Origin of the sequence: Streptomyces sp. SAI-127 (assembly GCF_029894425.1) — a bacterium.
Classification (GTDB): Bacteria; Actinomycetota; Actinomycetes; order Streptomycetales; family Streptomycetaceae; genus Streptomyces.
Map to the genome: position 1 here is coordinate 8,245,356 of NZ_JARXYJ010000001.1, position 18,758 is coordinate 8,264,113.

The 18,758-nt window shown below is 71.1% G+C and carries 20 protein-coding genes; 8 read left to right on the plus strand and 12 right to left on the minus strand.

Features of this window, described 5'->3' with window-relative positions:
* Window positions 1-11: 11 nt before the first annotated feature.
* Entirely contained in the window at window positions 12-1,244 is a 1,233-nt protein-coding gene (locus M2157_RS37910) for a DUF1343 domain-containing protein (RefSeq protein WP_280867448.1), read from the minus strand.
* Between the two features lie 113 nt (window positions 1,245-1,357).
* On the opposite strand from M2157_RS37910, the gene M2157_RS37915 reads away from it, so the two are divergent.
* The 3 genes from M2157_RS37915 to M2157_RS37925 are packed head-to-tail and all read left to right on the plus strand — an operon-like array spanning window position 1,358 to window position 4,415.
* Window positions 1,358-2,131 carry an SDR family NAD(P)-dependent oxidoreductase gene (locus M2157_RS37915; protein ID WP_266526464.1) on the plus strand — a complete coding sequence of 258 codons (774 nt, stop codon included), beginning with the start codon at window positions 1,358-1,360 and terminating at the stop codon, window positions 2,129-2,131.
* Window positions 2,128-3,795: an AMP-binding protein gene (locus M2157_RS37920; RefSeq protein ID WP_280867449.1), complete on the plus strand. Its 1,668-nt coding sequence runs from the start codon at window positions 2,128-2,130 to the stop codon at window positions 3,793-3,795. The genes M2157_RS37915 and M2157_RS37920 overlap by 4 nt, the downstream gene beginning before the upstream one ends.
* A 26-nt stretch (window positions 3,796-3,821) precedes the next feature.
* Window positions 3,822-4,415: a TetR/AcrR family transcriptional regulator gene (locus tag M2157_RS37925; RefSeq protein ID WP_266526460.1), complete on the plus strand. Its 594-nt coding sequence runs from the start codon at window positions 3,822-3,824 to the stop codon at window positions 4,413-4,415.
* Window positions 4,416-4,423: 8 nt separating this feature from the next.
* Here the strand turns inward: M2157_RS37925 and M2157_RS37930 are convergent, their stop codons facing one another.
* From M2157_RS37930 to M2157_RS37960, 7 genes are all read right to left on the minus strand, one after another.
* Complete coding sequence (locus tag M2157_RS37930) at window positions 4,424-5,638, minus strand: acyl-CoA dehydrogenase (RefSeq protein ID WP_280867450.1); 1,215 nt, start codon at window positions 5,636-5,638, stop codon at window positions 4,424-4,426.
* Between the two features lie 5 nt (window positions 5,639-5,643).
* Window positions 5,644-6,678 (minus strand): phosphotransferase family protein, encoded by a 1,035-nt coding sequence (locus M2157_RS37935; RefSeq protein WP_280867451.1) that lies wholly within the window; start codon window positions 6,676-6,678, stop codon window positions 5,644-5,646.
* Between the two features lie 155 nt (window positions 6,679-6,833).
* The gene (locus tag M2157_RS37940; RefSeq protein ID WP_280856574.1) at window positions 6,834-7,130 is read right to left on the minus strand and encodes a hypothetical protein; all 297 of its coding nucleotides are present in this window, start codon (window positions 7,128-7,130) and stop codon (window positions 6,834-6,836) included.
* Between the two features lie 149 nt (window positions 7,131-7,279).
* Window positions 7,280-7,603, minus strand: a complete 324-nt coding sequence (locus M2157_RS37945; RefSeq protein ID WP_280867452.1) for a DUF202 domain-containing protein — start codon at window positions 7,601-7,603, stop codon at window positions 7,280-7,282.
* On the minus strand, window positions 7,600-7,992 hold the full coding sequence (locus M2157_RS37950) for a DUF202 domain-containing protein (RefSeq protein WP_280867453.1): 393 nt from the start codon (window positions 7,990-7,992) through the stop codon (window positions 7,600-7,602). The genes M2157_RS37945 and M2157_RS37950 overlap by 4 nt, the downstream gene beginning before the upstream one ends.
* A 49-nt stretch (window positions 7,993-8,041) precedes the next feature.
* The gene (locus M2157_RS37955) at window positions 8,042-8,557 is read right to left on the minus strand and encodes an NUDIX domain-containing protein (RefSeq protein WP_280867454.1); all 516 of its coding nucleotides are present in this window, start codon (window positions 8,555-8,557) and stop codon (window positions 8,042-8,044) included.
* 50 nt (window positions 8,558-8,607) lie between these two features.
* Window positions 8,608-9,501, minus strand: coding sequence for a DMT family transporter (locus M2157_RS37960; protein WP_280867455.1), 894 nt, complete (start codon window positions 9,499-9,501; stop codon window positions 8,608-8,610).
* 471 nt (window positions 9,502-9,972) lie between these two features.
* On the opposite strand from M2157_RS37960, the gene M2157_RS37965 reads away from it, so the two are divergent.
* From M2157_RS37965 to M2157_RS37980, 4 genes are all read left to right on the plus strand, one after another.
* The gene (locus tag M2157_RS37965) at window positions 9,973-10,923 is read left to right on the plus strand and encodes a hypothetical protein (RefSeq protein ID WP_280867456.1); all 951 of its coding nucleotides are present in this window, start codon (window positions 9,973-9,975) and stop codon (window positions 10,921-10,923) included.
* Window positions 10,924-10,952: 29 nt separating this feature from the next.
* Window positions 10,953-12,485 carry an APC family permease gene (locus M2157_RS37970; protein ID WP_280867457.1) on the plus strand — a complete coding sequence of 511 codons (1,533 nt, stop codon included), beginning with the start codon at window positions 10,953-10,955 and terminating at the stop codon, window positions 12,483-12,485.
* 111 nt (window positions 12,486-12,596) lie between these two features.
* Window positions 12,597-13,325 (plus strand): molybdopterin-dependent oxidoreductase, encoded by a 729-nt coding sequence (locus tag M2157_RS37975; protein WP_266526440.1) that lies wholly within the window; start codon window positions 12,597-12,599, stop codon window positions 13,323-13,325.
* Window positions 13,309-13,929, plus strand: coding sequence for a cytochrome b/b6 domain-containing protein (locus M2157_RS37980; protein WP_280856567.1), 621 nt, complete (start codon window positions 13,309-13,311; stop codon window positions 13,927-13,929). The genes M2157_RS37975 and M2157_RS37980 overlap by 17 nt, the downstream gene beginning before the upstream one ends.
* 218 nt (window positions 13,930-14,147) lie before the next feature.
* On the opposite strand, the gene M2157_RS37985 is transcribed toward M2157_RS37980, so the two are convergent.
* Window positions 14,148-15,545: a gluconate:H+ symporter gene (locus M2157_RS37985; protein WP_266526436.1), complete on the minus strand. Its 1,398-nt coding sequence runs from the start codon at window positions 15,543-15,545 to the stop codon at window positions 14,148-14,150.
* Between the two features lie 56 nt (window positions 15,546-15,601).
* Entirely contained in the window at window positions 15,602-16,108 is a 507-nt protein-coding gene (locus M2157_RS37990; protein WP_280867458.1) for a gluconokinase, read from the minus strand.
* 158 nt (window positions 16,109-16,266) lie between these two features.
* On the opposite strand from M2157_RS37990, the gene M2157_RS37995 reads away from it, so the two are divergent.
* Window positions 16,267-16,968, plus strand: coding sequence for a FadR/GntR family transcriptional regulator (locus M2157_RS37995; RefSeq protein ID WP_280867459.1), 702 nt, complete (start codon window positions 16,267-16,269; stop codon window positions 16,966-16,968).
* A gap of 1 nt (window position 16,969) precedes the next feature.
* On the opposite strand, the gene M2157_RS38000 is transcribed toward M2157_RS37995, so the two are convergent.
* A complete protein-coding gene (locus M2157_RS38000) occupies window positions 16,970-17,362 on the minus strand; it encodes a YchJ family metal-binding protein (RefSeq protein ID WP_280867460.1) in 393 nt (130 codons plus the stop codon).
* Window positions 17,359-18,735 (minus strand): M1 family metallopeptidase, encoded by a 1,377-nt coding sequence (locus M2157_RS38005; RefSeq protein ID WP_280867461.1) that lies wholly within the window; start codon window positions 18,733-18,735, stop codon window positions 17,359-17,361. The genes M2157_RS38000 and M2157_RS38005 overlap by 4 nt, the downstream gene beginning before the upstream one ends.
* Window positions 18,736-18,758 lie beyond the last annotated feature (23 nt).

Genomic DNA, 18,758 nt, shown 5'->3' on the forward strand with positions numbered 1-18,758 from the left:
TACTCCACGGCTCATCCGTAGAGGAGGTAATTTTTTCGAATCCGTCGGAAAGCCGTCAGCTCCTCCCGCCAGCCCGCCACGACCTCGTCGGCACCGGCGCCGGCGTCGATCATCGTGCGGACCCGGGTGGAGCCGGTGAGCTTGTCGATCCAGTTGTCCGCCCGCCAACCGAAGCCGGACCAGGCCTTCTTGGCGGTCACGAGCAGGGCGATGCCGGTGCGGACGGGGTCGTAGGCGGGCTGGTCGTGGACGTGGATCTGTACGCCGCCGACCGTCTTGCCCTGGAACTTGGAGAAGGTGGGGGCGAAGTAGGCCTCCCGGAAGTGCACGCCGGGCAGGCCGAGTTCGTTGGCGGCGGCGGCCCAGCGGCCGTCCAGGCCTTCCGCGCCCAGCAGTTCGAAGGGGCGGGTGGTGCCGCGGCCCTCCGAGAGGTTCGTGCCCTCGAAGAGACAGGTGCCGGAGTACACCAGGGCGGTGTCGGGGGTCGGCATGTTCGGGCTCGGGGGGACCCAGGGGAGGTTCCAGGCGTCGTAGAACTCCGAGCGCTTCCAGCCCGTCATCAGGACCGTGTCCAGGGCGACGGGCGAGGTGAGGAACTCACCGTTGAAGAGACGGGCCAGCTCCGCCACGGTCATTCCGTGTGCCTGGGAGATGGGCTGTCTGCCCACGAAGGTCGCGAACTCCTTGTGCAGGACCGGGCCCTGGGCCGCACGGCCGGTGACCGGGTTCGGGCGGTCCAGGACGACGAAGCGCTTCCCCGCGAGCTGTGCCGCCTCCATGCAGTCGTACAGGGTCCAGATGTACGTGTAGAAGCGCGCGCCCACGTCCTGGATGTCGAAGACGATCGTGTCCACGCCGGAGGCGGTGAAGATGTCGGCGAGGGGCCTGCCGCTCTTGAGGTACGTGTCGTAGACGGGGAGCCCGGTCGCCGGGTCGTCGTAGCGGCCCTCGGAGCCGCCCGCCTGCGCGGTGCCCCGGAAGCCGTGTTCGGGGCCGAAGACGGCGGTCAGGTCGACGCGGGGGTCGGCGTGCATCACGTCGACGATGTGCTGGACGTCCCGGGTGACGCCGGTGGGGTTGGTGACGATGCCGATACGCTCGCCGCTGAGCTGTTCGTAGCCGGATGCGGCGAGGTTCTCGAAGCCGGTTCGCCTTCGGGGCTTGGCCGCGGAGGCGGGTGGCGCTGAGGTGAGTGAGGCTGCTGCCGTTGTCGCTGCGAGGAGAGCTCGTCTGGATAGGCGCATGAGGTGCACGGTAGGCGCTGCCGCGCGTTGTGGGGAGGTTTCCCTCACCCTTTCCTTCAACATACCGACCGGTTAGTCTGGGCCCGCAGTCGAGCCGCAGTCGAAGGAGACCGATGGTGGAAGCCCTGCAGGGTGCCGGAGTGGTTGTGACCGGAGCGGGAGGTGGCATCGGGGCCGCGCTGGCCCGGCGGTTTGCTGCGGAAGGGGCCCGGGTCGTCGTCAATGACCTCGACGCCGGCCGCGCGAAGGCCGTGGCCGAGGAGATCGGGGGCATCGCCGTCGCCGGGGACGCCTCCGCCGTCGTCTCCGACGCCCGCGACGCGCTCGGCGGCAACGTCGACGTGTACTGCGCCAACGCCGGTGTCGCCTTCGGCGGAGGGAATGCCGACGAGCCGCTCGACGAGACCGGCTGGGCCACTTCCTGGGACGTGAACGTCATGGCGCACGTGCGGGCCGCCCACGCGCTGCTTCCGGGGTGGCTGGAGCGGGGGAGCGGGCGGTTCGTGTCGACCGTCTCCGCCGCGGGGCTGCTGACCATGATCGGGGCCGCTCCCTACGCCGTCACCAAGCACGGGGCGTACGCCTTCGCCGAGTACCTGTCGCTGACGTACCGGCACCGGGGGATCAAGGTGCACGCGATCTGTCCGCAGGGCGTGCGGACCGACATGCTCGCGGCCACCGGCACCGCCGGGGACCTGGTGCTCCAGCCGACCGCCGTCGAACCGGAGGATGTGGCCGAGGCGCTGTTCCGGGGGATCGAGGAGGACCGGTTCCTGATCCTGCCGCACCCGGAGGTCGCCGAGTACTACCAGGCGCGGGCCGCCGAGCCCGATCGCTGGCTGGCCGGCATGAACCACCTCCAGCGCAAGTGGGAGGAGGTCCGATGAGCGAGTCCCGTTACGCCGCCAAGCCCTGGCTGGCGCTGCTCAGCGAGGCCCAGCGCGGGCCGATCGAGCCCGACGACTCGCTCGTGCACACCCTGCGGCGGGCCGTCGCCGAGGCACCGGAGCGGCCCTTCCTCGCCTACTTCGACGGACGGCTCAGCTATCGCGAGGTCGACGAGCTGAGCGACTCCGTCGCCGGGCACCTCGCCGCGCGCGGTCTGGAGCGCGGGGACCGGGTGGCGGTCCTGCTCCAGAACTCCCCGCTGTTCGTGCTCGCGCTGCTCGGTGCCTGGAAGGCGGGCGCGGTCGTCGTGCCCGTCAACCCCATGTACAAGTCGGGGGAGGTCGGCCATGTCCTGCGGGACGGTGAGGTGACCGCGCTGATCTGCTCCGACCGGGCCTGGGAGTCGTATCTGCGCGAGACGGCGGCCGGCTCGGCGGTGCGGATCGTGCTGACCGGGTGCGAGTTGGATTTCCAGACCCGCGGGGACGCGCGCGTGCTCACCTTCGAGCGGTTGCCGCAGGCCGAGGACGCCGACGACCTGGTCGCCGTCGCCGGGGCCGGGCACAAGGCGCCCGAAGGACGGGACGTCACACCCTCCGACATCGCGCTCATCAGCTACACCTCGGGGACGAGCGGCACGCCCAAGGGCGCCACCAACACCCACGGCAACATCATGTACAACGCCGAGCGGCAGCGCACCGGGCTCGGCCTGCCCGAGGCGCCCGTGTACTTCGCGCTGGCGCCCCTGTTCCACATCACCGGGATGGTCTGCCAGCTCGGGGCGTGTCTGAACAGCGTGGGCACGCTCGTGCTGGCGTACCGCTTCGAGGCGGGTGTCGTCCTGGAGGCCTTCGCCGAGCACCGGCCGCACTACACGGTCGGCCCGTCGACCGCCTTCATGGCCCTGGCCGCCCACCCGGACGTCACCCGTGAGCACTTCTCGTCCTTCGTCAACATCTCCTCGGGCGGGGCGCCGCTGCCGCCCGCCCTGGTGGAGAAGTTCCGGGCCGGCTTCGGGCCGTACATCCGCAACGGCTACGGGCTGACCGAGTGCTCCGCGCCCTGCGCCTCCGTGCCGCCGGAGCGGGAGGCGCCCGTCGACCCGGTGTCCGGGACGCTCGCCGTGGGCGTGCCGGGGCCCGAGACGGTCGTACGGATCGTCGACGACAGCGGCGTCGAGGTGCCCTTCGGGGAGCAGGGCGAGATCGTCGTGCGCGGGCCGCAGGTGGTGCCAGGCTACTGGCGGCGGCCGGAGGCGACCGCCGAGACCTTCCCGGACGGCGAGCTGCGCACGGGTGACATCGGGTTCATGGACCCCGAGGGCTGGCTGTACGTCGTGGACCGCAAGAAGGACATGATCAACGCGTCCGGCTTCAAGGTGTGGCCGCGCGAGGTCGAGGACGTGCTGTACACGCATCCGGCGGTGCGCGAGGCGGCCGTCGTCGGGGTGCCCGACGGGTACCGCGGGGAGACCGTCAAGGCGTACATCAGCCTCCGTCCGGGTGCGGAAACCGACCCCGATGCGCTCGCCGCGTACTGCAAGGAGAGACTGGCGGCCTACAAATACCCGCGGCAGGTGGAGATCCTGCCCGACTTGCCGAAGACGGCCAGTGGGAAGATCCTCCGGCGGGAACTCCGTTCCCCACCGCACAACAGCGCATGACCTCTCGGAAGGCAGGTGGCGGCACAGTGCCCAGGACGACGGACGGAGACGGTACGCCCGTCCCGCAGCGGCTGCTGGCCGCCGCCACCCGGCTCTTCGCGGAGCAGGGCTACGACCGCACCTCCGTGCAGGAGATCGTCGAGGCGGCCGGCGTCACCAAGGGGGCGCTGTACCACTACTTCGGCTCCAAGGACGACCTCCTGCACGAGGTGTACGCGCGCGTGCTGCGCGTCCAGCAGGAACGCCTGGACGCGCTCGCCAACGCCGACGAGCCGATCGAGAAGCGGCTGCGGGCGGCAGCCGCCGACGTCGTCGTCACCACGATCGAGAACCTCGACGACGCGATGATCTTCTTCCGCTCGATGCACCACCTGAGCCCCGAGAAGAACAAGCAGGTGCGCGCCGAGCGGCGGAAGTACCACGAACGCTTCCGCGCGCTCATCGAGGAGGGCCAGGAAGCGGGCGTCTTCTCGAAGGCGACCCCGGCCGATCTCGTCGTGGACTACCACTTCGGGTCCGTCCACCACCTGTCGACCTGGTACCGCCCGGACGGCCCGATGGGCCCGCAGGAGGTCGCCGACCACCTGGCCGACCTCCTCCTGCGGTCCCTGCGCCCGTAGAGCGCCTCCTAGAGGTATTTCTTCAGCTCCCGTCGCGCGAGCGAGCGCTGGTGCACCTCGTCCGGGCCGTCCGCGATCATCAGGGTGCGGGCGCCGGCGTACAGCTCGGCCAGCGGGAAGTCCTGGCTGACTCCGCCCGCGCCGTGCAGCTGGATCGCCCGGTCGATGATGTCGACGACCGCGCGGGGCGTGGCGATCTTGATGGACTGGATCTCGGTGTGGGCGCCCCTGTTGCCGACCGTGTCCATCAGCCAGGCCGTCTTCAGGACCAGCAGGCGGAGCTGCTCGACGGTCACGCGCGCGTCGGCGATCCAGTTGTGGACCACGCCCTGCTGGGCCAGCGCCTTGCCGAAGGCGTCGCGGGAGACCGCGCGGCGGCACATCAGCTCGATCGCCCGCTCGGCCATGCCGATCAGCCGCATGCAGTGGTGGATCCGGCCGGGGCCGAGGCGGGCCTGGGCGATGGCGAAGCCGCCGCCCTCCTCGCCGATGAGGTTCGAGGCCGGCACGCGCGCGTGGTCGAAGATCACCTCGGCGTGGCCGCCGTGGGAGTGGTCCTCGTAGCCGAAGACCTGCATCGCCCGCTTCACCGTGACGCCCGGTGTGTCCCGGGGGACCAGGATCATGGACTGCTGGCGGCGGATGTCCTCGCCGTCCGGGTCCGTCTTGCCCATCACGATGAAGATCTTGCAGTCGGGGTTCATCGCCCCGGAGATGTACCACTTGCGGCCCGTGACGACGTACTCGTCGCCGTCCCGTTCGATGTGGGTGGTGATGTTCGTGGCATCGGAGGACGCGACCTCCGGCTCGGTCATCGCGAACGCCGAGCGGATCTCACCGGCCAGCAGCGGCTCCAGCCACTGCTTCTTCTGCTGCTCGTCGCCGAACTGCGAGAGCACCTCCATGTTGCCGGTGTCGGGCGCCGCGCAGTTCAGCGCGGTGGGCGCGAGCTGCGGGGAGCGGCCGGTGATCTCGGCGAGCGGGGCGTACTGGAGGTTGGTGAGGCCGGCGCCGTACTCGGCGTCGGGCAGGAAGAGGTTCCACAGGCCCTGCCCGCGCGCCTCCGCCTTGAGCTCCTCGACCACGGCCGGGGTGTCCCACGGCGATGCCAGCCGCTCGCGCTGCTCCTCGGCGACGGCCTCGGCGGGGTAGACGTACTCGTCCATGAAGGCGAGCAGCTTGGCGCGCAGCTCCTCGGTGCGTGCGTCGAACGCGAAGTCCATGCGGATCAGCCTTCCTGGATGCCGTCTTGAAGCGTGGTCAGACCGTGCTGGATGAAGACCGGGACGAGGTCGCCGATGCGGTCGAAACCGCGGCCGACCGTCTGGCCCAGGGTGTAGCGGTAGTGGATGCCCTCCAGGATCACGGCGAGCTTGAACCAGGCGAACGCGGTGTACCAGGACACCGCGGAGACGTCCCGTCCGGAGCGCTCGGCGTACCGCGCGACCAGTTCGGCCGGATCCGGGTGGCCCGGGGCCTCGGCGGTCGTGGAGACGGGGGAGTCGGGCGCGCCCAGCGGCATGCTGTACATGACCAGGAGGCCGAGGTCGGTGAGCGGGTCGCCGAGGGTCGACATCTCCCAGTCGAGGATCGCCCGGATCTCGTCGTCGTCGCCCATCAGGACGTTGTCGAGGCGGTAGTCGCCGTGGACGACCGTGGCCGCGGGGGACTGCGGGAGACGGCGGCCGAGGGTCGCGTGCAGCTCGTCGATGCCGGCCAGGTCGCGGTTGCGGGAGGCGTCCAGCTGCTTGCCCCAGCGGCGCAGCTGGCGGTCCAGGAAGCCCTCCGGGCGGCCGAAGTCCGCGAGGCCCACCTCGGCGGGGTCCACCGCGTGCAGCTCGACCAGGGTGTCGACGAGGGACAGCACGGCGTCGCGGGTGCGCTCGGGCCCGAGGGGGGCGAGCTGGTCGGCGGTGCGGTACGGGGTGCCCTCGACGAACTCCATGACGTAGAAGGGCGATCCGAGCACCTCCTCGTCCTCGCACAGCAGGACCGGCTTCGGCACCGGCACCTCCGTGGGGTGCAGGGCGCTGATGACCCGGTGTTCGCGCTTCATGTCGTGCGCGGTGGCCAGGACATGGCCCAGCGGGGGCCGTCGTACGACCCACTTCGACGTGCCGTCCGACACCGCGTAGGTGAGATTCGACCGTCCGCCCTCGATCAGCCGGCCGGTCAGGGGGCCGTGCACCAGGCCGGGCCGCTCACGGTCGAGCAGGCCGCGCAGCCGGTCGAGATCGAGTCCTGGTGGATGGTCGGGGCTCATCTGTGCTCCTTACGCGCGCGTGAACGGTCCCGACCATCATGCCGACTGGTCGGTATGTCGTCCAGAGGGGGAGGGGAACGTGATCCGGACCACGATAGGCCGACAGCTCCCCGCGTGGTGCGTCGGGGAGCTGTCGGCGGTGCTTTCCGGTCGGGTCAGTGGTCGTCCCAGTGGCCCTCGTGGGCGGCGTGCCGGTGGCCGTCGTGGACGTAGTCGACGTGGTCGCCGTGCAGGACGCTCTCGTGTCCGCAGTCCTGGCCGTGCCGGTGCTCGTGACCGTCGTGCGAGACATGTCCGCCGGGTTCGCACTCGTCCCAGTGGCCCTCGTGCTCGCGGTGCAGATGCCCGTCGTGCGCGTAATCGACGTGGTCCTCGTGCGGCACCTCGGTGTGTCCGCAGTCCGGTCCGTGGGTGTGCGCGTGCGAGGCGTGTTCATGGTGGAGGGTGGTCATGGTGCTCACCTTCGAAGCGACGGGCGATGACGTCGGACAGGCTGTCACGCGAAAGGTGCGTATCCGGATATTCGGGCCTGCGTGGCGTACGGGTACCCCGTAAGGCGGGGGTGGGCACGGCCGGGCCCGGGTGTGGGGCGCCGAGCCGCTCAGAACACCAGCGCCGCCCCGCACGCCGCCAGCGCCACCGTGCACAGGACCGCCGCCGTCGCGTGCCGCGGAGTGAGGGCCCTCGGGGTGTCCGACGACGTCAGGGTGCGGATGCGGTGGTGGGCGAGGTAGAGGAAGCCCAGCCAGAGGGCGCAGCACAGGGCGCAGGCGAGGAGTGTGCCGGGGGACGGGCCGCCGTGCAGGGCCGTCTTCACGGCGAGTACCGCGGAGACGGTGCCCGAGAGGGTGGTACGGCGCCAGGCGAGCCGGGTGCGTTCGGGCTGGAGCCCCGGGTCCCGCTCCGCGGCGGCGGCCTCGCTCACCCCTCCCACCCGACGAGCACCACGACGACCATGGCCACGGCCACCACCGCGACCACCAGGCTCAGCAGTGCCGGGAACCGGGACACCGGCAGATCCTCGCCCCGCCGCATCGCCCGCTCGCACCGCACCCAGTGATTGACCGCCCGCAACGAGCACAGCACGCCGGCCGCGAGCAGCACGAGTGCCAGGCCCACCCGCCAGCCCCAGCGCAGATCCGGCAGGAACTGGTCCACGGCGAAGCCGCCGCCGATCAGTGCGAGCGCGGTACGCAGCCAGGCCAGGAAGGTGCGTTCATTGGCCAGCGAGAACCGGTAGTCGGGGGTGCGGCCGTCCTGCCGGACCTCCTCGGGGGCGAACCAGACGCGGACGTTCCGTGCGAAATCGATCACGCGCACGAGCCTATCCGCCGGGTTCCCGAACGACGTGGTGAGGGCCCGCTCAACCCATCGACCGGTACGCCTTGAGCCGCTCGTGGGCGGCCAGCCCGTCCGGCACCCACTCCCAGTCCCGCAGGCGCAGCTCCACCTCGTCCTCCGGCAGGAAGTCGTGCCAGGCGACCTCCTCGGCCTGGGGGCTGACCGGGAGCTCGCAGCGGACCTCGTAGACCGCGGACCACCAGGTCCGGCCGGCCCCGTCGTCGTACAGGAACTTGAAGAGGAACTCCGGGCGGGGCAGCCCGCTCACGCCGAGTTCCTCCTCGGCCTCGCGCAGGGCCGCGTCGTCGTAGGACTCGCCCGCGCCGACCACGCCGCCGACGAACATGTCGTAGAGCGACGGGAAGACCAGTTTGGTCGGGGTGCGGCGGTGGACGAAGAGGCGGCCCTGGGCGTCCGTGGCCCGGATGAAGACGCAGCGGTGGCGCAGCCCCTCGGCGTAGGCCTCGCCGCGGGGGGACTGGGCGACGACGTTGTCGTTCTCGTCGACGATGTCGAGGATCTCGTCAGCAGCGCTCATGCCCCCATCCAAGCAGCAGCGCCCGGGCCGTCCGGCCCGGCGGGCGCGGGTCAGCTCGGCTGGAGGTCGCGCGCGGGTTCCGGCCGGGCGGCCCCGCGCGGCATCGCCGGGTGCATCCCCAGCAGCACGATGCCCGCGACGACGGCCGCGAGCCCCAGCGCCTCCCAGGTCAGCGCGGCGGTGTCGGTGCGCAGTCGGTCTCCCAGGAAGCCCACCCCGCAGATGATCCCGGCGAGCGGCTGGGCCGCGGTCAGTGCGGGCAGTGACATCCGCAGGGGCGCGGTCTCGAACGCGCTCTGCACCAGGATCAGCCCGGTGACCCCCAGGGCCAGCACGGCGTACGGCTGCCAGGCGGTCAGCAGCTCGGCGAGGCCGCCCTCGGAGAAGCGCTGGCCGCTGACCCGGGTGAGGGCGTCCTGGACGCCGTACAGCAGACCGGCGGCCAGGGAGAGCAGGACCGGGCCCGAGCTGAGGCGGGAGCGTTTGGCGTAGGTCGTGAGCAGCAGGGCGAGGCCGATCATGGCGCCGATGATCAGCCAGTGGCGGAAGGGGTCGGTGACCGCCGTACCGCCGCTTGGCTCGCCCGCCACGATGAACGCGGTCACCCCGCCCGCGAGCAGTGCGAGCCCCGCCCAGCCCTGGCGGCCCAGCGGCTGCTTCGTCTGCTTGCGGGAGAGGGCCAGGGCGAAGAGGAGGTTCGTGGCGAGGAGGGGTTCGACCAGGGAGACCTCGCCGTGGCCCAGCGCGATCGCGCCGAGGGCCATGCCGGCCACCATCAGGCCGATGCCGCCGAGCCAGCGCGGCACCTTCACCAGGTCGAGGAGGAGCCGGGGCGAGAGGAAGTCGCTCAGCGGGGCCTGACGGGCCGCGTTCTGCTGCAGCACAAAGCCGAAGCCCAGGCAGCAGGCAGCACTCACGGCGAGAATCAGAACCAGAACCGACACGCTGGGTACCTCGATCGTCCGGCCGGCGGCGGGGTGGTTGTCGCCGACTGTAGCGTCCCAGCGTCCGGCTTGCTCCTGGGAGTGCCCGTATCCGGGCTGTCGACTCGGCCGCCGAACTCTTCTCGGCGGCGGGGGTTCCTGCCATGGTGCGGTGCGAGGAAGCGCGGCGCCATGGCGTACGCCACAGACGCGGGCCCTTGACCCGGTCCCACCAGCACCGCTTCGCCACAACTTCCTCTCAGGTATGGAGAGTTGACGCGTGTAACGCGCCTTCGGCCCTTGACGCAAACCATTGGCGGGCGGTTGGCTGTCCGTGATCAGTCGATGGCGGTGCGAATCGGCCCGCCGACCTGCCCACATCGACGGTCGGCCTGCCCGCACCCGCCCAGGCGCCCCTTCCGCCCCACCCCCTTCGTCTCACCCTTCCGCCCCACCCGTCACGCGTCATGTTCCGTGAGGAAAACCCACACGGTGTCCCCGCCACCGCCATCCTTCGGCCGCAGTCGAAAACGCGCCGCCCAGGCCTTCGACGCGGCCCTCGACGACGCCGAACTCATCGACGCGCGCGCCTCGTTGGCGCAGGGCAGGTGGCAGGCGGCGCGGGCGCTGCTTGCCCGGACGGGTGACGAGTGGGACCGGCGCGGCCACCGGATCACGGTTCTCGCGGCCGAGCCGTACAGCGACGCCTGGGCCAGGGACTGGCTGGTGGCCGAGCCGGACTCCGCGGACGCCGCTGTACTGCTCGCCCTCGCTCTGGTCCAGCGGGTGCGGCGGGGCAAGGGAAAGCCCGCCGAGGCCCGCGCGGCCTGCCGGGAAGCGGCCCGCCGCGCGCCCGCCGACCCCACCCCCTGGCTCGGCCTGCTCCTGCTGGAGCGCGACCTCGGGGCGGCGGACGAGGTGGCCGACGTCTTCGGCGAGATCCGGCAGCGGCACGCCGACCACCACCACGCCCACCATCTGATGGTCGCCCGGCTCGCCGAGCGCCGGGCCGACACGGGCCCCGACCCGCTGCACGAGGTCTACGACTTCGCGAACTGGGCCGCCGAGCAGGCCCCCGCCGACTCCCCGCTCGCGATCCTGCCGGTCATCGCGCACGCCGAGCGCTACCGGGCCCTGGCCGGCGCCGGGCATGAGCCGCGCGACCCCGCCGCCTCCGGCCACTGGACCGGACGCCGGGCCCGGCAGGTGATGAAGTCGGCCTTCGACTGGTGGCTGGAATGGGAGCACGAGGGCCACCCCCGCCGCCTGGTCGACCTCAACTTCCTCGCCCACGCGAAGGTCTGCGAGGGCCGCGGCGCCGAGGCCGCCGCCCTCTTCCACCGCATCGGCGAACGCCCCACCCCGGCCCCCTGGTCCTATCCGGACCACGAGCCGTACTCCGCCTTCCTTGCCGCCCGCGACAGCGCGCTCGGCACGGTGTAGCACCCCCGAACCCCAGAAGGACGGTCCCCATGGCCACCGAGAGTTCCAGCAAGAGCAGACCAGAGATCAGTACGTTCAAGGGGCAGGACCGCGCGCTGCGCGCCGGCCGCCTCGGCACCGGAGGCCTGCTGCTCTCCGTCCTCGCCGCGACCGCCCCCCTCATGGTCGTCGCGGGTGTCATGCCCACCACATTCGCGGTGATGGGGATCGTCGGCCAGCCCCTCCTCTACGTCGTCCTCGGCCTGGTCCTCGTCCTGTTCAGCGTCGGCTACGCCGAGATGAGCCGGCACGTCCACAACGCGGGCGCCTTCTACGCCTACATCTCGCGCGGACTCGGTGGCACGGCCGGGGCGAGCGCGGCCCTCGTCGCCCTGGTCGCCTACAACGCCCTCCAGGTCGGCATCTACGGCATCTTCGGGTTCGAGGTCTCCGGGCTGTTCGCCACCTACGCCGACCTGTCGGTGGCCTGGTGGATACCGGCGCTGGTGGCCGCGCTGGTCGTGGGCGCGCTGGGCTGGCTGAAGATCGACGTCAACGCGCGCGTGCTCGGTGTCCTGCTCATCGTCGAGGTCGCCCTGGTCGTCATCTTCGACGTCGCCGCGGTCGCCGACCCCGCGGCCCAGGGCCTGTCCCTGCACGCCTTCAACCCGGACACCCTCAGCGGCGCCGGTGTCGGCACCGCCCTGTGCTTCTGCATCGCCGCCTTCCTCGGCTTCGAGCAGGCGCCCGTGTACGCCGAGGAGACCAGCCGGCCGCACATCCTGGTGCCGCGCGTGATGTTCCTGGCCGTCGGTGGCGTCGCCGTGTTCTTCGCGCTCAGCAGCTGGGCCCTCACCGTCGCCACCGGGCCCTCGGCGGTCGTCGCCGAGTCGCAGAAGCAGAGCGCCGGACTGCTCTTCGGGCTCACCGAGTCCCGCCTCGGCGGCACGTTCACCGACGTCCTGCACGTGCTGTTCGTGACCGGCATGTTCGCGGCCATGCTCAGCTTCCACAACGTGGTCGCCCGCTACGCCTTCGCGATGGGCCGCGAGGGCCTGCTGCCCGCCGCCTTCGGCCGCACGAACAGCGCGAGCGGCGCGCCCGGCACCGGCTCGCTGCTCCAGACCGCCGTGTCCGTGGTGGTCGTGGTCGTCTTCGCGATCGCCGACGACAAGCCCACCGGCGACCCGACCGTGCCGGTCCTGCACCTGTTCACCTGGTTCGGCAACATCGGCTCCCTCGGCGTGATCCTGCTGATGGCGGCCGCTTCCGCCTCCGTGATCGCCTTCTTCGTCCGGCGCGGCGCGGTGGGCGCCCAGGCCTGGCGGCTGGTCACCTCTGCCCTCGCGGGCATCGCCCTGCTGGTGATCGCCGTCTACACGGTCAAGGACTTCGACGTCCTGGTCGGGGCGGGCCCCGGTTCCTCGTTGAGCTGGCTGCTGCCCGGCATCATCGGGCTCGCCGTGGTGGTGGGCCTGGCGCAGGGACTGATCCTGCGGGCCCGCAGGCCCGAGGCGCACGCCCGGATCGGGCTCGGCAACGAGGCGTTCCAGCTGGAGAAGGCGGCGGAGGAGGCGTCGTAGCCCTCCGCGAACCGGGGGCTCGCTGAGATGCGGGTGAGAAGTGGTTACGGAAGTCTGACGAGCACCCGCGATTCCTGGTCCCGCAGGCCTCGCGGGTGTTCGAATGAGTACGTGAACTCCGAACAGCCCGAGGAGCAGCGCGGTACGCCGATCGGCCGCCGTGTCCTCCTCGGCACCCTCGGCCTGGGCGCGCTCGGCGTGGTCGCCGCGCCCACCCTGCAACGCGGCATGGAGGCCTTCCTCGGCAGCGCCGCCGACAAGGACCCCACCGGCCTGACGGGCCTGCTCCCCAACGGCGGCGGCTTCCGCTACTACTCGGTGACCTCGTCCGTGCCGCACAAGAACGCCGAGAACTACCAGCTCAAGATCGACGGTCTGGTCTCGCGCCCGCGGACGTACACCCTGGCCGACCTGCGGGCGATGCCCCAGACCCGGATGGTCAAGGACGTGCAGTGCGTGACGGGCTGGCGGGTCCCGGACACGCCGTTCGAAGGCGTACGGCTGTCCCGGCTGCTGGACGCCGCCGGGGTGACCGCGAAGGCGGGCGCCGTCCGCTTCACCTGCTTCGACGGGGCGTACTCCGAGAGCCTCACCCTCGACCAGGCCCGCCGCTCGGACGTCCTGGTGGCCCTGCGCATGCAGGACAAGGACATCGGCCACTCCCACGGGGGCCCGGTCCGCCTCTACGTGGCCCCCATGTACTTCTACAAGTCGGCCAAGTGGCTGTCCGGCATCACCGTCACCGAGGACGTGGAGCCGGGTTACTGGGAGGACCGGGGCTACGACGTGGACGCCTGGGTGGGCCGATCGAACGGGCGGGACGATGAGCCTACGAGTTGACGCCCCACCGCAGGCACGTGTCCGGCGTTTCGGCCGCAGCCAGAAGTGGGTCCACCGCGCGACCGCCGCACTGATGGGTATCTGCGTGGTGACGGCCGCCTGTCTCTACCTCCCCCAGCTCGCCGAACTCGTCGGCCGCCGTGAGCTGGTGGTCCGCGTCCACGAATGGGCGGGCCTGGCCCTGCCGGTACCGGCCCTGGTGGGCCTGGTCTCCCGTGCCTTCCGCGCCGACCTGGGCTTCCTGAACCGCTTCGGCCCGCACGACCGGGTCTGGCTGCGTGCCGCGTGGCACCGCGACAAGCGCCGCGCGTCCCGTCCCGCGGGCAAGTTCAACGCGGGTCAGAAGGTCTACGCCGCCTGGATCGCGGGCGCGAGCCTCGTCATGCTCGGCACGGGCCTGCTGATGTGGTTCACCCACCTCACTCCGATCCAGTGGCGCACCAGCGCGACCTTCGTCCACGACTGGCTGGCCCTCACGATCGGCATCGTCCTCGCGGGCCACATCGGCATGGCGCTGGGCGACCCGGAGGCGAGGAGAGGCCTCAGGACCGGGGACGTGAGCCGGGAGTGGGCGGAACGCGAACACCCCCTGTGGCGGCCTTAGGGCCTGTCCGGCGGATCATGCCGACGTCGCGGGGTCTGGTGCGCGCATCTGCGGCGTTGTCGTCACTCGCCGACGCTCCGCGTCGACTCCCTCCTCCGCCTTGCAGCTGCACGCACCAGACCCCGCTCACCCGCACTGATCAGGCACCCTTGCTTAAAGTCGGCCTGATCCGCCGGACAGGCCCTAGGCCGACAGGGGGCGCCGCAGCCGCCGTACGCCTAGATGACCAGCGAGAGCAGCAGGACCAGGCCGCCCGCGACCACCGAGATGATCGTCTCCATGATCGACCAGGTCTTGATGGTCTGGCCGACGTCCAGGCCGAAGTACTCCTTGACCAGCCAGAACCCGGCGTCGTTGACATGGCTGAAGAAGAGGGAGCCGGCGCCGATGGCGAGGACGAGCAGGGCCGTGTGGGTCGTCGACATGTTCGCGGCGAGCGGCGCGACCAGGCCGGCCGCGGAGACCGTGGCCACCGTCGCGGAGCCGGTCGCCAGACGGATCGCGACCGCGATCAGCCAGGCGAGGAGCAGGGCCGGGATGGACCAGTCCTCGGAGATCTCCAGGATCATCTGACCCACACCGGAGTCGATCAGGGTCTGCTTGAAGCCGCCGCCGGCGCCGACGATCAGCAGGATGCCGGCGATGGGCGCGAGGCCCTTCTCGATGAGCGGGGTGAGGCGCTCCTTGCCGAAGCCGGCCGGGCGAAGCAGCGTGAAGATGCCCACGAGCACCGAGGCCAGCAGAGCGATCAACGGGGAGCCGACGACGTCGAAGACGCGCTGCACGGAGTGGTCGGGGTCGTCGATCACGATGTCGACCAGCGCCTTGGAGAGCATCAGGACGACCGGAAGGAGGATCGTGGCCAGGGTGGCACCGAAGCCCGGGCGCTTCTCCAAGTCCTCCGAGGCACGCTGCGGGATCATCCGGTCGGGCGCCGGGACGTCCACCCAGCGGGCCGCGACCTTCGAGAACAGCGGACCGGCGACGATCACCGTCGGTATGGCCACCAGCACGCCGAGCGCGAGCGTCACACCGAGGTTGGCCTTCACCGCGTCGATCGCGACCAGGGGGCCGGGGTGCGGCGGGACCAGGCCGTGCATCACGGAGAGACCGGCGAGGGCCGGGATGCCGATGCGCATCAGGGAGTAGTTGCCGCGCTTGGCGACCATCAGCACGACCGGGATCAGCAGCACGACGCCGACCTCGAAGAACAGCGGCAGACCGATGACGGAGGCGATCAGAACCATCGCCCACGGCATCGAACGGCCGCCCGCCTTCGCGAGGATCGTGTCGACTATCTGGTCGGCCCCGCCCGAGTCGGCGAGCATCTTGCCGAGGATCGCACCGAGGGCGATCAGTACACCGACGCCGGCGACCGTGGTGCCGAGACCGGTGGTGAAGCTGGTGATGGCCTTGTCGAGCGGCGCTCCGGCGACCGCGCCGAGCACGAGCGTGCCCAGGGTCAGCGCCAGGAAGGCGTGGAGCCTGAACTTGGTGATGAGCAGAACGATGACGGCGATGCCCGCCAGTACGGCGATGCCCAGCTGAGCGTGACCGGCCGAGGTGATCGGCTCCGGTGCGTCCGCTGCCAGCATCTCGACGCTGAGTCTGGTCACGGGGGTCCCTTGCAGGTACGGGGGATGTTCTTCGGAAAGAGGATGAAAAAGGGGTGTTACGGGAGTTCGGCGAGCGCCTTCGCGGCCCGCCCGGTGATCTCCTCCGGGCTGCCGGACACGTTCACCACGACCCCGGCCTCGTCCTCCTGGAGGGGCTGGAGCGTGGCGAACTGCGAGTCCAGCAGCGCGGTGGGCATGAAGTGGCCCTGCCGGTGCGACATCCGGTCCTCGATGAGGGAACGGTCGCCCGCCAGGTGCACGAAGACGACCCCGGGCGCCTCGGCCCGCAGCCGGTCGCGGTACGACCGCTTCAGCGCCGAGCAGCTGACCACCCCGCCGAGCGCCGCCCGCCCGTGCGCCCAGGAGCCGATGGCGTCCAGCCAGGGCCACCGGTCCTCGTCGGTGAGCGGGGTGCCGGCCGACATCTTGGCGATGTTGGCCGGCGGGTGGAAGTCGTCGCCCTCGGCGTAGGGAACGCCGAGCCGGGCCGCGAGCAGGGGACCGATGGTGGTCTTCCCGGTGCCCGCGACGCCCATGACCACGACGACCTTCGGGGTACTCATCGCTGCCTCACTGTCTGCGTGTCGTCCACGACATCTGATGCCGACTCATGCCGACTGATGCACACGCAACTGAAACCGATTAGGTACGACGAATTCAAGAGTCTGTGATGAATAAGTCTGACTTTTTCTTGGTGTGACACGCCCCGTACTCTGAGTGCATGAGCACACCGGGCAGGGGGCTGCACGGCCGCGTACTGGAAACCCTCGGCCCCGCCATCACAGCGGGCGACTACCCGCCGGGCAGCGTTTTGCGCACGGACGAACTGGCGCAGCGTTTCGACGTCTCACGCTCGGTGATGCGCGAGGCGGTCCGGGTCCTGGAGTCGATGCACCTGGTCGAGTCCCGCCGTCGCGTGGGCGTGACGGTCCGCCCCAAGGCCGAGTGGAACGTCTACGACCCCCAGGTCATCCGCTGGCGGCTGGCCGGCGCCGACCGGCCGCACCAACTGCGCTCACTGACCGTGCTGCGCTCGGCGATCGAGCCGGTGGCGGCGGGCCTGGCCGCGAAGCACGCGACCGCCGAGCAGTGCGCCGAACTCACCGAGCGCGCCCTCGGCATGGTCGCCAACTCCAAGGGCCACCGCCTCGAGGGCTACCTCCTCCACGACATCGCCTTCCACCGCGTCATCCTCAACGCCTCCGGCAACGAGATGTTCGCCCGCCTCGGTGACGTGGTCGCCGAGGTCCTCACCGGCCGCACCCGCCACGAGGTCATGTTCGAGGACCCCGACCCGGCCGCCGTCACCCTCCATGTCCGGCTCGCCGAGGCGATCCGCGAGGGCGACGCGGGTCACGCGGAGGAGCTGACCCGCGAGATCGCCGAGGGCGCCCTCCAGGAACTCGACATCCTCGCGCCGTAGGTCAGTCGAGGAACTCCCCGTCGACGTACACCCAGGCTCCCCCGACGCGCTCGAAACGGCTGCGCTCGTGCAGGGAGCCACCCTTGAACGAGGCGCGGAACGTCACCGTGCCCGTGCCGTGGAACGCCGAGCCGTCGGTCGTGCCGAGGATCTCCAGGCCCGTCCAGCGCATGCCGGGATCGAGATCGACGCCCGGCGGCCGGGTCCGCGGGTGCCACGTGCGCAACAGATACGCCTCGTCGCGCTTCACGAAAGCGCAGTAGCGCGAACGCATCAGCGCTTCGGCGGTGGGCGCAGCCGACTCACCCCGGTGGTAGCGCCCGCAGCAGTTGTCGTACGTCTCCTCGAGGCCGCAAGGACAGGGGGGCCGTTGCCGGGAGACACGCCGGGTCACGGCTGCACCGTGCCGGTGTTGGTGGGCGGATGCGCCGGCCGGGCCGGAATCACCGTCGGCAACGACGGCAGCGCCGTCCCGTGCACCCACGCCTCGAACAGGCCGTTCAGCGGCTCGTCCGCGAACCGGTTGACATGGGCTGTGAACGTCGCCGTGGTCACGGCCCCGCCCCGGTGCAGCCCGGCCCAGCCGCGCAGCATCCGGAAGAACGCCTCGTCACCCATCGCGCAGCGCACCGCGTGCACGGTGAGCCCGCCGCGTTCGTAGAGCCGGTCGTCGAACATCGACTTGCGGCCCGGGTCGGCCAGGCGCAGGTCCTGGGGGAGCGAGGACAGCAACCGGTGTGCCGCGGCGGCCAGTTGCTGGGCCGTGCGGCCCCCCGAGCGCTCCGACCACAGCCACTCGGCGTACTTGGCGAACCCCTCGTTCAGCCAGATGTGCCGCCAGTCCGCGATGGAGACACTGTTGCCGAACCACTGGTGCGCCAGCTCGTGCGCGACCAGCCGCTCCCAACCCCGGGCGCCGTCCACGTGGTTGGCGCCGAACAGCGACAACCCCTGGGCCTCCACGGGCACATCGAGCTCCTCCTCCGTGACGACGACCGCGTACTCGTCGAACGGATACGGCCCGAACAGCTCCTGGAACAGCTCCATCATCTGCGGCTGCCGCGCGAAGTCCCGGGAGAACTCCGGCAGCAGATGCGCCGGGATGTGCCCGTGCTGCGGCACCCCGCCCGGCCCCGGGTCACCGAGCAGCACCGTCTGGTACTTGCCGATCGACAGCCCGACGAGATAGCTGGACGTGGGCGCGGCCTGCTCGTACACCCAGGTCGTCGTGGACGCCTTGGTCGTACGGGTCAGCAGCCTGCCGCCCGCCACCACCGCGTACGCGGACGGCGTGGTGACCGAGATCTGGTACGACGCCTTGTCCGCGGGCCGGTCGTTGCACGGGTACCAGGACGGCGCCCCGATCGGCTGGCTCGCGACCAGCGCACCGTCCTCCAGTTCCTCCCAGCCGAGCCCGCCCCAGGGGCTGCCGACCGGCTTGGGATTGCCCGACCAGTGCACCTCGACGGTGAACGCGGCCCCGGGCCGCACCGGCTTCGCCGGCCGGACCCGCAGCTTCCCGCCCCGGTGCGTGTAGTGCGCCTGCCGGCCGTCCACCCGCACCCGGCCGATCTTGAAGTCGGACAGGTTGAGCATGAACTCGGCGAGCGGCGAGCGCCCCGCTATGGCGTTGATCCGGGCGCTCCCGGCCAGGCGGTTCGGGCCCGGGCGGTAGTCCAGGGCGAGCTCGTAGCGGTGCACCCGGTACCGGGCGTCACCGTGGTCCGGGAAGTACGGGTCCGAACCCGCCGCCTGCTGAACTGCCACTGCCGCTTCTGCTCCCTGCGCTG